At 65.0% G+C, this 13,475-nt stretch carries 11 protein-coding genes; 6 read left to right on the top strand and 5 right to left on the bottom strand.

What is annotated here, in order from left to right; genetic code table 11:
• From AC1DOQ_RS24110 to rpsL, 4 genes are all read right to left on the bottom strand, one after another.
• A partial coding sequence (locus AC1DOQ_RS24110; protein WP_477369984.1) for a GTP-binding protein occupies positions 1-213 on the bottom strand: 213 nt, incomplete at its 3' end.
• A gap of 89 nt (positions 214-302) precedes the next feature.
• Complete coding sequence (gene fusA, locus AC1DOQ_RS24115) at positions 303-2,408, bottom strand: elongation factor G (protein WP_477369987.1); 2,106 nt, start codon at positions 2,406-2,408, stop codon at positions 303-305.
• 89 nt (positions 2,409-2,497) lie between these two features.
• Positions 2,498-2,968 carry a 30S ribosomal protein S7 gene (rpsG, locus tag AC1DOQ_RS24120; RefSeq protein WP_141835730.1) on the bottom strand — a complete coding sequence of 157 codons (471 nt, stop codon included), beginning with the start codon at positions 2,966-2,968 and terminating at the stop codon, positions 2,498-2,500.
• A gap of 135 nt (positions 2,969-3,103) precedes the next feature.
• A complete protein-coding gene (gene rpsL, locus AC1DOQ_RS24125; protein ID WP_036240557.1) occupies positions 3,104-3,487 on the bottom strand; it encodes a 30S ribosomal protein S12 in 384 nt (127 codons plus the stop codon).
• A gap of 374 nt (positions 3,488-3,861) precedes the next feature.
• Here rpsL and AC1DOQ_RS24130 point away from each other — a divergent pair, with 374 nt between their 5' ends.
• A complete protein-coding gene (locus tag AC1DOQ_RS24130; protein WP_477369990.1) occupies positions 3,862-5,700 on the top strand; it encodes a phosphoethanolamine transferase in 1,839 nt (612 codons plus the stop codon).
• 27 nt (positions 5,701-5,727) lie between these two features.
• Here AC1DOQ_RS24130 and AC1DOQ_RS24135 read toward each other — a convergent pair whose 3' ends face one another.
• Positions 5,728-7,341, bottom strand: a complete 1,614-nt coding sequence (locus AC1DOQ_RS24135; RefSeq protein WP_477369993.1) for a MutS-related protein — start codon at positions 7,339-7,341, stop codon at positions 5,728-5,730.
• A 145-nt stretch (positions 7,342-7,486) separates the two neighbouring features.
• On the opposite strand from AC1DOQ_RS24135, the gene AC1DOQ_RS24140 reads away from it, so the two are divergent.
• Genes AC1DOQ_RS24140 through AC1DOQ_RS24160 form a run of 5 tightly spaced genes read left to right on the top strand, consistent with a single transcriptional unit; the run spans position 7,487 to position 13,470 of the window.
• Positions 7,487-8,791, top strand: coding sequence for an efflux RND transporter periplasmic adaptor subunit (locus tag AC1DOQ_RS24140; protein WP_477369996.1), 1,305 nt, complete (start codon positions 7,487-7,489; stop codon positions 8,789-8,791).
• 19 nt (positions 8,792-8,810) lie between these two features.
• Positions 8,811-9,524 carry an ABC transporter ATP-binding protein gene (locus AC1DOQ_RS24145; RefSeq protein ID WP_477369999.1) on the top strand — a complete coding sequence of 238 codons (714 nt, stop codon included), beginning with the start codon at positions 8,811-8,813 and terminating at the stop codon, positions 9,522-9,524.
• A gap of 13 nt (positions 9,525-9,537) precedes the next feature.
• On the top strand, positions 9,538-10,848 hold the full coding sequence (locus AC1DOQ_RS24150) for an ABC transporter permease (RefSeq protein WP_477370002.1): 1,311 nt from the start codon (positions 9,538-9,540) through the stop codon (positions 10,846-10,848).
• 17 nt (positions 10,849-10,865) lie between these two features.
• Positions 10,866-12,098, top strand: coding sequence for an ABC transporter permease (locus AC1DOQ_RS24155; protein WP_477370006.1), 1,233 nt, complete (start codon positions 10,866-10,868; stop codon positions 12,096-12,098).
• A 28-nt stretch (positions 12,099-12,126) separates the two neighbouring features.
• Positions 12,127-13,470 (top strand): sigma-54-dependent transcriptional regulator, encoded by a 1,344-nt coding sequence (locus AC1DOQ_RS24160; RefSeq protein WP_477370009.1) that lies wholly within the window; start codon positions 12,127-12,129, stop codon positions 13,468-13,470.
• Positions 13,471-13,475 lie beyond the last annotated feature (5 nt).

Genomic DNA, 13,475 nt, shown 5'->3' on the forward strand with positions numbered 1-13,475 from the left:
CTCGTACTCGACGTGCGCGGTGTTGATCGTGATGCCGCGTGCTTTCTCTTCCGGAGCCGCGTCGATCTGGTCGTAGGCCTTGGCTTCGCCGCCGAATTTCTTCGACAGAACGGTTGCGATTGCAGCCGTCAGGGTGGTTTTGCCGTGGTCAACGTGACCAATGGTGCCGACGTTGACGTGCGGCTTGGTCCGTTCGAATTTACCTTTTGCCATTTTGATCTTCCTTTAAAAGAACAATATTTAATTATTTGTTAGTTCACCGGGCGCAGGATTGTGTCCCACCCCCGGTTTGCAGCTTTGAATTACTTCGACTTGGCAGTCACGATGGCGTCCATCACGTGCTTCGGAGCTTCAGCATAGTGCTTGAATTCCATCGTGTAGGTCGCACGGCCCTGGGTTGCCGAACGCAGCACGGTCGAGTAACCGAACATTTCCGACAGCGGGACTTCGGCCTTGATGATCTTGCCGCCGCCGCCCGGGATTTCGTCCATGCCCTGCACCATACCGCGGCGGGACGACAGGTCGCCCATCACGGTACCGGCGTAGTCTTCCGGCGTTTCCACTTCCACCGACATCATCGGCTCGAGGATGACCGGGTTGGCTTTACGGCAGGCATCCTTGAATGCCATCGAACCGGCCATGCGGAACGCGTTTTCGTTCGAGTCCACGTCGTGGTACGAACCGAAGACCAGGGTCACCTTGACGTCGACGACCGGGTAGCCAGCCAGCACGCCGGTGGTCAGGGTCTCGCGAACACCCTTCTCGACTGCCGGGATGTATTCGCGCGGAACCACACCGCCCTTGATGGCGTCGATGAACTCGAAGCCCTTGCCCGGCTCTTGCGGTTCGACGTTCAGGACAGCGTGACCGTACTGGCCGCGGCCGCCCGACTGCTTGACGAACTTGCCTTCCACGTCGGTAACACCCTTGCGGATGGTTTCGCGGTATGCAACCTGCGGCTTGCCGACGGTCGCTTCCACGCCGAATTCACGCTTCATGCGGTCGACGATAATTTCCAGGTGCAGCTCGCCCATACCACCGATGATGGTCTGGCCCGATTCTTCGTCGGTACGCACGCGGAACGACGGGTCTTCCTGAGCCAGACGGTTCAGTGCCAGGCCCATCTTTTCCTGGTCAGCCTTGGTCTTCGGCTCGACGGCCTGCTGGATCACCGGCTCCGGGAACACCATCTTTTCGAGGATGATCGGTGCCGACGGATCGCACAGGGTTTCGCCGGTGGTCGCTTCCTTCAGGCCGACTGCAGCGGCGATGTCGCCTGCGCGGACTTCCTTGATCTCTTCGCGCTGGTTGGCGTGCATCTGCAGAATACGGCCGACGCGTTCCTTCTTGCCCTTGATCGGGTTGTAGACGGTATCGCCCGAATTGATGACGCCCGAGTACACGCGGAAGAAGATCAGCTGGCCGACGAACGGGTCGGTCATGATCTTGAATGCCAGCGCAGCAAATTTCTCGTTGTCGTCAGCCTTACGGGTGACCGGCTGGTCGTCTTCGTCGGTACCACCGACCGGCGGGATGTCGACCGGCGACGGCAGGTACTCGATGACCGCGTCCAGCATGGCCTGCACGCCCTTGTTCTTGAAGGCGGTGCCGCACATCATCGGGACGATTTCGCCGTTGATGGTACGTTGACGCAGTGCGGTCTTGATCTCGGCTTCCGACAGTTCGCCTTCTTCGAGATACTTGTTCATCAGGTCTTCGTTCGCTTCAGCAGCGGTCTCGACCAGCTTCTCACGCCATTCGTTGGCTTGATCGACCAGCTCGGCCGGCACGTCGCGGTAGTCGAACTTCATGCCCTGCGATGCGTCGTCCCAGAAGATCGCCTTCATCTTGACCAGGTCGACCACGCCCTTGAAGTTGTCTTCGGCGCCGATCGGGATCTGCAGCGGGATCGGGTTGGCCTTCAGGCGGGCACGCATCTGCTCGTACACCTTGAAGAAGTTCGCACCGGTACGGTCCATCTTGTTGACGAATGCCAGACGCGGGACTTTGTACTTGTTGGCCTGACGCCACACGGTTTCCGACTGCGGCTGCACGCCGCCGACTGCACAGTAGACCATGCAGGCGCCGTCCAGGACGCGCATCGAACGCTCCACCTCGATGGTGAAGTCGACGTGGCCCGGGGTATCGATGATGTTGAAGCGGTGCGGCTCGAAGTTGTTGGCCATACCCTTCCAGAAGCAGGTCGTCGCTGCCGAGGTAATGGTGATGCCGCGCTCCTGCTCCTGCTCCATCCAGTCCATGGTAGCGGCGCCGTCGTGCACTTCACCAATCTTGTGATTCACACCCGTGTAGAACAGGATGCGCTCGGTGGTGGTGGTCTTACCGGCGTCAATGTGAGCGGAAATACCGATATTGCGGTAGCGCTCAATGGGGGTAGTGCGTGCCATAAATTTTCCTAAATCTTTGAATGGACAAAACCGGGCAACATTTTGAAATCAAAACGCGCCCGGCCTGAACAACGGATACTGCTTTGTGCTTAGAAGCGGAAGTGCGAGAACGCCTTGTTCGCTTCAGCCATGCGGTGGACTTCGTCACGGCGCTTCATTGCGCCGCCACGGCCTTCCGCGGCTTCCATCAGTTCACCACCCAGACGTTGCGGCATGGATTTCTCGCTACGCTTGTTTGCGGCTTCGCGCAACCAACGCATAGACAGAGCCATACGACGAACCGGACGAACTTCCACTGGCACCTGGTAGTTGGCACCGCCGACGCGGCGGGACTTCACCTCGACCATCGGCTTGGCATTGTTGATCGCGGTCACGAACACTTCCAGCGGGTCCTTGCCCGATTTGGTCTGGATGTATTCGAACGCACCGTAGATGATGTTTTCTGCGACCGACTTCTTGCCGGACAGCATCAGAACGTTGACGAACTTGGCGACATCGGTGTTGCCGAATTTCGGATCCGGCAGAATCTCGCGCTTGGGTACTTCACGACGACGTGGCATTTCAATTCCTTCCTGTCTTCAGTTGAGTGCTTAATCCGCACTCGCGAAAGGCCCTCATGACCCTTCACTTACTCGGCCTTCCGGCCGGCTCAACTTAACTATTAAATGTGACCTCGGTGTGACGGGGGCGGAGAATTACTTCTTCGCAGCCTTCGCACGCTTGGCGCCGTACTTCGAACGGGCCTGCTTACGGTCTTTCACGCCCTGGGTATCCAGTGCACCGCGGACCATGTGGTAACGCACACCCGGCAAGTCTTTCACACGGCCGCCGCGGATCAGGACGACGCTGTGCTCTTGCAGGTTGTGGCCTTCACCGCCGATGTACGAAATGACTTCGAAACCGTTGGTCAGGCGAACTTTGGCGACCTTACGCAGTGCCGAGTTCGGCTTCTTCGGGGTCGTCGTGTAGACACGGGTGCAAACACCGCGCTTTTGCGGGCAGTTTTCCAGTGCCGGCGACTTGCTCTTCACAACCGCGGCTTCACGCGGCTTGCGAATCAGTTGATTGATGGTTGGCATCGTTCTTAATCCAACAAAATTTGCTACTACGTTGATGACCCGGACTGTCCAACTGCCCGGGGACTGAAACCTAGTCCCGGATTGCTTCCTGTACAGGCGAAGAAAGCCACTCACCAAAGGGAGCGGCTCGGATGCGTATACGATGTGCAGAATAAATTCGAGAACTCGCGAGTATAGACCCGAACCATGTCAAGGTCAACCAACTTACTGTCCGGGCACCGCGGCAAGGGCGGAAGATAGGCGAAATTGCCGGAAGAATGTCGCGCTGGCGACACATCGAGTGTACGCCGGTTTTCGATCCTTGTGCAGAGGTAATAGCGTTCCAACTAGCAAAGGCGGGATAATGACTGACTTATTTCTCTGTCCTGGCTTCGATGCGATCCCTGCTGCGTCCGCGCAACCTGTATGTGCTGCTGAGTTACCTCGTGCTGTCGTGCATGCCCTTCGTCCCCTGGCTGTTCGGCGAGCCGGTCGCGCACCCGGGCCAGCTGGTGGGCATCGAACTGGTCTGCTGGATCGCGGCCTGGGCCTTCTTCAAGCGTCCCGCCCGCTTCCACTGGCTGCTGCTGCCGGCCTTCCTCGGCCTGCCGGTGGAGTTCTATCTGCGCGCCTTTTACGGCCAGGGCATCTCGACCCACCATCTGGGCATCATCGCCGAGACCAGCCCGGAAGAAGCGATGGAATTCCTGGGCAGCAAAGTCTGGCTGCTGGGCGCCGTCTTCATCGGCGTGCTCGCCTGGTTCGTCAGCAGCTGGATCGCAGCCTGGCGCACCCGCGACCTCGACTGGGACGACGTCTCGCGCGTCGTGGTGATGGGCGTGCTGGGCCTGGGCGTGGCGGTGTTCGGCTATGGCCATACCTTCGGCATCGCGCCGCCGCCGCTGGCCAGCGTGGCCGGCGACTCGGCGAAGGCCGCTTCCGCGAAGCCCGCTGCCGAGCAGACCGCCGCGCCGCGCGCGGGCAGCCTGCCCTCCGCAGGCCGCCTGCCGCCGCTCGCGCACTGGGCCCGCCTGCCGCTCGACCTGGACGCCTTTACCCGCTCCTGGCCCTTCGGCCTGACGGCGCGCGGGCTCGACTTCTATAAAGAACGGCGCTACCTGGCCGACCTGAACGAACGCAGCGCCCATTTCCGCTTCCACGCCCACGCCGGACGGCCGCAGGACGAGCCGCAGCTGGTGGTGATGGTGATCGGCGAATCCTCGCGCTACGACCGCTGGAGCCTGAACGGCTATGCGCGCGAGACCAATCCGCAACTGGCGCAGGAGTCGAACCTGGTGGTGCTGCCGGATGTGATCACCTCGGTCTCGGCGACCCGCCTGTCGGTGCCGGTGATCGTCTCGCGCAAGCCGGCGATCCAGAGCCTGAAGGACGGGTTCTCTGAAAAATCCTTCCTGACCGCCTTCAAGGAAGCCGGCTTCAAGACCTTCTGGCTGTCGAACCAGATCTCGTTCGGCAAGTTCGACACCCCGGTCTCGGTGTTCGCCAAGGAAGCCGACGTGGTCGATTTCCTGAACCTGGGCGGCTACAGCGACCAGTCGAACTACGACGAGATCCTGTTCGCCCCGCTCAGGCACGCCCTGCTCGACCCGGCGCCGAAGAAGCTGGTGGTGCTGCACACCCTGGGCAGCCACTGGAACTACAGCCGCCGCTATCCGAAGCAGTTCGACAAATGGCAGCCCTCGCTGTACGGCGTCGACAAGCCGGTATATACCGACATCCGCCTCAAGGAACAGCTCAACAACAGCTACGACAGCTCGATCCTGTACACCGACTGGTTCCTGGCCCATGTGATCGACTCGCTGCGCGACACCGGCCTGCCGGCCTCGATGCTGTACGTGGCCGACCACGGCCAGACCCTGTACGACAACAGCTGCCGCCTGGTCTTCCACGGCCACAACACGCAGTACGAATTCCACATCCCGGCCTTCGCCTGGTACTCGGACGCCTACCAGGAGCGCTATCCGGACAAGGTCGCCCAGCTGCTGCAGCACCGCAAGGCGAAACTGGCGACCGAAAACATGTTCCACACCCTGCTCGACATGGGCGACGTGCGCTACCCGGACGAACGGCTCGAATGGAGCTTCGTGAACCCCGGCTTCAAGCAGCACAAGCGCTACGTCGACAGCTACGGCTGGACCGACTACGACAACGCCACGATCAAGGGCGAATGCCACGAAGTGATCGCCAAGGGCCGGCCCAAACCCCGCACCTGATACCGGGGTCAGAGCACATTATTTTCGCTAAGCTTCTGAAAACAAAGCCATTTTTTCCGAAAATGTGCTCTGACCCCGAATTTCCGCCAGCCAGGCCGCTACCCGCTCCGCCTTCCTCTGGATGTCCACGCCGAAGCCGCGCTGCGCCAGCAGGGCCACGCCGTTGGTCTGCCCCAGCACGCCGGGCTCCAGGCGCAGGCCGTCGCCTTGCGTCCGCACGATGCGCCAGGGTTCCAGCCGGTGTGCCAGCAAGGGTCCGAGCACCAGGTTGTGCGAGGAGACCACGACGATGGAGCGCGCCGCCAGCTCGTCCACCACGGCCGCTGCCGCCGCCACGGATTCCTCGTGGTTGGTGCCGCGGAAGATCTCGTCGACCAGGCAGATGACGGGCCGGCGCTCGCTGGCCGCCAGCAGTTCGCGGGCGCGCTCCAGCTCGGCGATGTACAGGCTCTGCCCGTCCAGCAGCGAATCCTCGTTCTGCATGCTGGCCACCACTGGCAGCGCCGGCAGCACGGCACGGCGCGCGTAACAGAAGCCGAAAGCGCGCGCGGCGGCCAGGTTCAGGCCCAGCATGCGCAAGAACGTGCTCTTGCCGACGCCGTTCTGGCCGGAGATGAAGGCGCCCTTGTCCGCCAGCGACAGCGAGAGCGGATTGCCGCCCTCGAGCAGCGGATGCACGGCCTCCTCGATCGCCAGCGCCCTGCCGTCGCCGCGCCCGGCCCAGCACCAGGCGCCCACGCCGCGCAGGTGCCGCGCCAGCGCCACGTCGGCCTCGAGTTCCGCGCACAGCCGGTAGCATTCGCGCAAAAAGCCGCGCTCGGCGGCCACGATGGATGCGGTCTTGAAGTAGTGCCTGACGTTGGCCAGCATGAACCAGTCGCCGTAGGCCGCCGCGTCGGGGACGGCTTCCGCCACCAGGCCGCGCGACAGGCTGCGGCCGACCTTCCCCGCCCGCGCGCCGCGTCCCGAAAAATCTTCCGCCAGCGCCTGCCCGCCGCCATCCAGCAGCGCTACCGTTCGCAAGAGCATCCGCAGCGCCCAGGTACTGCGGCGCCAGGCACCCACCTGTTCGGTGTAGCGCATCTGCAGCATCATCAGGAAGTACATCACGATGCCGAAGGGGATCCAGGCCCAGGGCGTCCACAGCACCGCCGCCAGCGAGGCGGCCAGGCCGAGCGGCAGCAGCCGCACCCAGGCCAGCCAGCGCGGCCGCGGCGGCGCCTGCCACTGCGGATCGAACAGCAGCCCGGCCACCTCGGTGTCCGCGCGGCGCAGCGAACGCAGGGTCCGCTGCAGGCCGTCCAGCTGCCCCGGCTCGCGCAGCAGGCCTTCGATGCGTCCGCGCCGCGCCGCGCACTCCTCCGCCGAAGCGCCGGCGCGCAGGCGGCGGTGCAGCTCCTGGCGCCCGAAGATGCTGACCTCTCCGGACAGGCTGTCCGCATAGCGGTCGACCAGCAGGTCGCGCCAGGTCTGGTCGTCGATCGCCGCGTCGTCCGCCGCCGTCAGGCGGTGCAGCCGGGCGACGTCGGTCGGCGCGAACGGATAGGCGGGCGGCTCGGTCTCGACCGGGGCAAGCCCGCTCAGGAATTGCGTCAGCATGGGGCGCCAGGCGGAAAGGGACAGGAAGGGATTCGGGCTCATGCGCAGGAAATTGTGCCTGTTGGCAAAATTTCAAGCCCTGTCCGGACCTGTCCGTAACACAGGTCGCGCGGACACGGCGGACAACTCGTCCGGGACACCCGCCCCTCTATAAATCAAGGACTTAAGAACTGGCACGGATCGTGCAATGACAGCACTGTCCAAACCCAGGAATGTCCACACCATGATTCGCGATACCTCACATCAAGACGCCGTCATCGCCCCGCCGGCCGGACACGCCATCAAGCGCCGCGCCATCTGGATCGGCGCCGCCGTCGCCGCCGCCGCGCTGTGCGCCGGCCTGTTCTCGACCTGGCGCAGCAGCGACGCCTCGGTCAACGCCGCCCGCATCCGCGTGGCCGAGGTCACCCGCGGCACCCTGGTGCGCGATGCCTCCGTCAACGGCCGCGTGGTCGCCGCCGTCAGCCCGACCCTGTACGCCAAGGCGGCATCCACCGTCAACCTGAAGGTCGCCGCCGGCGACACCGTCAAGAAGGGCCAGGTGCTGGCGGTGCTGGAATCGCCCGACCTGGCCGACGTGCTGAAACGCGAAGTCTCGGCCTACGAAGGCTTGAAGGCCGAGGTGGCCCGCCAGCAGATCCTGTCGCGCAAGCAGAAGCTGCTGGCGCAGAAGGAGGCCGACACCGCCGAGATCGAGCGCCTGTCGGCCCAGCGCACCCTGGAGCGCTACGAGAGCGTGGCCCAGGTCGGCGTGATCGCCAAGATCGACTACCAGAAGGCCAAGGACGCGCTGCAGTCGGCCGAGATCCGCGCCAAGCACGCGGGCCAGGCCGCGGTCCTGGAAGGCGACGACGTCCAGCTGGCCCTGAAAACCAAGGTGAACGAGCTGGAACGCGCCAAGCTGTCGATGGAAGAGGCGCAGCGCCGCGTCGACGAACTGACCGTGCGCGCCCCGGTGGACGGCTTCATCGGCACCCTGAACGTGCAGAACCGGATGGTGGTGGCCGCCAACGCGCCGCTGATGACCCTGGTCGACCTGTCCAAGCTCGAAGTCGAAGTCGAGGTGCCGGAAACCTATGTGGCCGACATGGGCCTGGGCATGAACGCCGAGATCACCCTGCCGGGTGGCACCGCCACCGGCAAGCTGTCGGCGCTGTCGCCGGAAGTGGTCAAGAACATGGTCTTGGCGCGCGTGCGCTTCGACGGCGAGCAGCCGAAAGGCCTGCGCCAGAGCCAGCGCGTGACCGCGCGCCTGCTGATCGAGGAAAAGCCGAACGTCATGATGCTGCCGCGCGGCCCCTTCGTCGAACAGGACGGCGGCCGCTACGCCTACGTGGTCCGCGACGGCATCGCCACCCGCACCCCGGTCAAGCTGGGCGCGACCAGCGTCTCGGCGGTCGAAATTATCGAAGGTTTGAAGCAGGGCGACAAAGTGGTAGTGGCAGGCACCGATGCATTCAACAACGCGACCCGCGTCTCGATCAATCAATAATCAATCAAAGGACAAGACCATGCTGCGCATGACCAACCTCTCCAAGGTGTACCGCACCCACATGATCGAGACGCACGCCCTGCGCGGCTTCGAGATCGAAGTCAAGGAAGGCGAATTCGTCACCGTGACCGGTCCCTCGGGCTCGGGCAAGACCAGCTTCCTGAACATCGCCGGCCTGCTGGAGGAATTCACCTCGGGCGAATACGTCCTCGACGGCGTGAACGTGAAGGGCCTGGACGACAACCAGCGCTCGCGCCTGCGCAACGAAAAGCTCGGCTTCATCTTCCAGGGCTTCAACCTGATCCCCGACCTGAACCTGTACGACAACGTCGACGTGCCGCTGCGCTACCGCGGCTTCAACGCCTCCGAGCGCAAGAAGCGCATCGAGGATGCGCTGTCCAAGGTCGGCCTGGCCTCGCGCATGAAGCACTACCCGGCCGAGCTGTCGGGCGGCCAGCAGCAGCGCGTGGCGATCGCGCGCGCCCTGGCCGGCACCCCCAAGCTGCTGCTGGCCGACGAACCGACCGGTAACCTGGATACCGCGATGGCGCGCGGCGTGATGGAGCTGCTGGAAGAGATCAACGCCGCCGGCACCACCATCCTGATGGTGACCCACGACCCCGAGCTGGCCGTGCGCACCACCCGCAACGTCCACATCATCGACGGCCAGGTGTCCGACCTGGTGCGCCGCGGGCCGACCCTGGTCGACACCAAAGCCACCGTGAGCGCATAAGGAGAGCGCCGCCATGTTCGCCTACTATTTCAAGCTGGGTGTGCGCAGCCTGCGCCGCAACCCGGCGCTGACGGCCCTGATGGTGCTGACGCTGGCCGTCGGCGTGGCAGCCAGCGTCTCCACGCTGACCATCCTGCACGTGATGTCGGCCGATCCGATCCCGGAAAAGAGCAGCCGCCTGTTCGTGCCGCAGTTCGACAACGGCCAGGTCGAGGACTACACCCCGGGCGAGGATCCGGGCGATATGCAGATGAGCTATCCGGACGCCGCCAACCTGCTCAAGAGCGGCCAGGGCGAGCGCCGCACCGCGATGTACGGCGTGCCGGCGGCGATCGAGCCGCCGCGCAAGGACATGCCGGCGTTCTCGGCCACCGGCCTGGCGCCGACCCGCGACTTCTTCGCCATGTTCAATGTGCCCTTCCTGCACGGCCAGGCCTGGAGCGAAGCCGACGACACCCGCGGCGCAGACGTCGTGGTGCTGGGCCGCGAAACCGCCGAGAAGATGTTCGGCGACGCCAATCCGGTCGGCCAGCGCCTGATGCTGATGGGCTCTCCCTTCACCATCGTCGGCGTGACCGACACCTGGGCGCCGCTGCCGCGCTACTACAAACTGATCGGCGGTAACCGCTTCGGCACGCCGGAAGAGTTCTTCATCCCGTTCTCGACCGCGATCCGCCACGAGAGCCCGCATGCCGGCAGCATGAGCTGCAACGCCAACCGCGACCCCGGCTTCGCCAGCCTGCTGGCCTCGGAATGCACCTGGATCCAGTTCTGGTTCGAGACCCGATCGAGCGGCGACCGCGCCGAGCTGCAGACCTGGATCGACAACTACGCCAAGGAGCAGCGCAAGCTGGGCCGCCTGAAGCGCAATGCCCCGAACATGCTGTACAACGTGAACGAGTGGATGGAAAAGCTCAAGGTGGTGGGCAACGACAGCAAGCTGTCCGCCTGGCTGGCCTTCGGCTTCCTGGTGCTGTGCCTGGTGAACACGGTGGGCCTGCTGCTGGCCAAGTTCTCGGTGCGCGCTTCCGAGATCGGCGTCCGGCGCGCACTGGGCGCCTCGCGCAGCGAGATCTTCCACCAGTTCCTGATCGAGACCGGCGTGGTCGGCTTGGTCGGCGGCGGACTGGGCCTGGTGTTGGCTTTCGGCGCCCTGGCCCTGATCGGCATGCAGAGCAAGGGCATGGCGAACGTCGCCCACATGGACTGGCAGATGCTGGGCCTGACCTTCGTGATGTCGGTGTCGGCGGCCATCCTCGCCGGCCTGCTGCCGACCTGGCGCGCCTGCCAGGTGACGCCGGCGATCCAACTCAAATCGCAGTAAACGAACGGGAGACATCCATGGAAATCCGTCCCATCCTGTCCGCGCTGATGCGCAATAAAACGGGCCCGATCCTGGTGGCCCTGCAGGTCGCGCTCAGCCTGGCGATCCTGGCCAACGCCATGCACATCGTGAACGAGCGCCGCGCCGCGATGGCGCGTCCGTCCGGCCTGTCCGACGAACACGCGACCTTCTACATCATCGCGCGCACCCTGAACAACGACAGCGCCGAGCAGCAGCTGGCCAGCATGAAGCGCGAAGCCGACATTCTGCGCGCGGTGCCGGGCGTGGCGTCGGTGGCGAACGTGTCGCAGATGCCGCTGTCGCGCAGCGGCAGCAACAACAGCGTCGCGGTCGACCGCAAGCAGACCCGCCAGACCACCAGCACCTCGGTGTTCGTCTCGGGCGACTCGGTCATCGACACCTTCGGCCTGAAGCTGGTCGAAGGCCGCGACTTCCAGCCGCAGGAACTGGTCGACGTCAACCAGAACGAGAGCAACCAGTACCCGCACCAGGTGATCATCACCAAGCCGCTGGCCGAGAAGCTGTGGCCGGGCGCCCCGGCGGTCGGCAAGACCATGTACTTCGGCACCGGCGAAGGCGCCCAGGGCGTGCAGGTGGTCGGCGTGGTCGAACGCCTGCAGGCCGCCCACGTCAACCTGGAAGAGCGCTCCGAGTATTCGACCCTCGTGCCGGCGCGCGTGTACGGCAATCCGGGCAACCTGTACGCGATCCGCGCCGAGGCCGGCCAGCGCGACCGTGTGATGAAGGAAGCCGAGGCGGCGCTGCGCAAATCCTCGGCCAGCCCGATGATCCTGCGCCTGAAGACCGTCGACCAGGACCGCAAGGAGCTGTATCGCGCCGACGCCGCCCTGTCCTGGATGCTGGTCACCGTCAGCGTGCTGCTGCTCCTGATCACCTGCTCCGGCATCGTCGGCATGGCCAGCTTGTGGGTCACCCAGCGCCGCAAGCAGATCGGCGTGCGCCGCGCACTGGGGGCGCGCAAGGTGGACATCCTGCGCTACTTCATCGCCGAGAACTTCATGATCACCAGTGCCGGCGTGTTCGGCGGCGTGGCCCTGGGCCTGGGCCTGAACCATCTGCTGGTGAGCAAACTGGAGATGGCGCGCCTGCCGGGCGGCTACCTGATCGGCGGTGCGCTGGTGTTCTGGGCGCTGGGCGTGCTGGCGGCCTACGGACCGGCGTGGCGCGCGGCCAGCATATCCCCGGCCACCGCCACCCGCAGCGTCTGAACACGATGGTATGCTAGCGCCCATGCCCATGCCTACCGTTCTGATCATTGACGACAACGCCGCCGTCGGCGTCGCCCTCGACGTGCTGTTCTCGCTGCACGACATCGCGGCACTGCACGCGGCGTCCCCGGAGGAAGGCCTGGCGCTGCTGGCGCGCCAGCCGGTCGACCTGGTGATCCAGGACATGAACTTCACGGCCGATACCACCTCGGGCGAGGAAGGGGTGGCGCTGTTCCGCGAAATCCGCAAGCGCCATCCGGACCTGCCGGTGATCCTGCTGACCGCCTGGACCCACCTGGACGCCGCGGTCGACCTGGTCAAGGCCGGTGCGGCCGACTACCTGTCCAAGCCCTGGAACGACGACCGCCTGCTGGCGACGGTGACCAACCTGATCGAACTGGGCCAGGCCAACCGGGCCCTCAACCAGCGCCTGCTGCGCGAACGCCGCGCGCGCCGCGAGCTGGAACAGAACTACGACCTGCGCGGCCTGGTGTGGGCCGATCCGGCCACCGAGCGCGTGCTGAGCCTGGCCTGCCAGGTGGCGCGCGCCGACGTGCCGATCCTGATCACGGGACCGAACGGCACCGGCAAGGAACGCATCGCCGAGATCATCCAGGCCAATTCGCTGGTCCGCAACGGCCCCTTCGTGGTGCTCAACTGCGGCGCCCTGCCCTCCGAGCTGATCGAGGCCGAACTGTTCGGCGCCGACGCCGGCGCCTACACCGGCGCCTCGAAAGCGCGGGAAGGAAAATTCGAGGCGGCCGACGGCGGCACCCTGTTCCTCGACGAGATCGGCAACCTGCCGCTGGCCGGGCAGATGAAGCTGCTGCGCGTGCTGGAGACCGGCCGCTTCGAACGTCTCGGCTCGAACCGCGAACGCCAGGTCAGGGTGCGCGTGGTCAGCGCCACCAATGCGGACCTGCAGGCCATGATCCGTCTAGGGACCTTCCGCGAAGACCTGTTCTACCGCCTGAACGTGATCGAACTGAAGCTGCCGCCGCTGGCAAGCCGGCCCGGCGACATCCTGCCGCTGGCCCAGTCCTTCCTCCCGCCCGGCAAGACCCTGCATCCGAGCGCCGAAGCCGCGTTGATGGCGCATGGCTGGCCGGGCAACGTGCGCGAGCTGAAGAACGTGATGGCGCGCGCCAGCCTGCTGGCCAACGGCGACGTCATCAAGCCCGCCGAACTGGGCCTGTCGGGACCCGCGGGCGCCGCCGGCAACGGCGCGGATGCGGAACCGGACCGCGACGCCATCGTGCAGGCGCTGGCGCGCGCGGGCGGCGTGATCGCCCAGGCCGCCGCCGACCTCGGACTGTCGCGCCAGGCCCTGTACCGGCGCATGGAGCGCCTGGGCATCGCGCGCGCCGCATGAGCGTG

It is taken from the genome of Massilia sp. 01N417 (assembly GCF_056399645.1).

Bases quoted from the DNA above. Each gene is read 5' to 3' on its own strand.
- fusA (WP_477369987.1), bottom strand. From the start codon at position 2,408: ATGGCACGCACTACCCCCATTGAGCGCTACCGCAATATCGGTATTTCC.
- rpsG (WP_141835730.1), bottom strand. From the start codon at position 2,968: ATGCCACGTCGTCGTGAAGTACCCAAGCGCGAGATTCTGCCGGATCCG.
- rpsL (WP_036240557.1), bottom strand. From the start codon at position 3,487: ATGCCAACCATCAATCAACTGATTCGCAAGCCGCGTGAAGCCGCGGTT.
- AC1DOQ_RS24130 (WP_477369990.1), top strand. From the start codon at position 3,862: ATGCGATCCCTGCTGCGTCCGCGCAACCTGTATGTGCTGCTGAGTTAC.
- AC1DOQ_RS24135 (WP_477369993.1), bottom strand. From the start codon at position 7,341: ATGAGCCCGAATCCCTTCCTGTCCCTTTCCGCCTGGCGCCCCATGCTG.
- AC1DOQ_RS24140 (WP_477369996.1), top strand. From the start codon at position 7,487: ATGACAGCACTGTCCAAACCCAGGAATGTCCACACCATGATTCGCGAT.
- AC1DOQ_RS24145 (WP_477369999.1), top strand. From the start codon at position 8,811: ATGCTGCGCATGACCAACCTCTCCAAGGTGTACCGCACCCACATGATC.
- AC1DOQ_RS24150 (WP_477370002.1), top strand. From the start codon at position 9,538: ATGTTCGCCTACTATTTCAAGCTGGGTGTGCGCAGCCTGCGCCGCAAC.
- AC1DOQ_RS24155 (WP_477370006.1), top strand. From the start codon at position 10,866: ATGGAAATCCGTCCCATCCTGTCCGCGCTGATGCGCAATAAAACGGGC.
- AC1DOQ_RS24160 (WP_477370009.1), top strand. From the start codon at position 12,127: ATGCCTACCGTTCTGATCATTGACGACAACGCCGCCGTCGGCGTCGCC.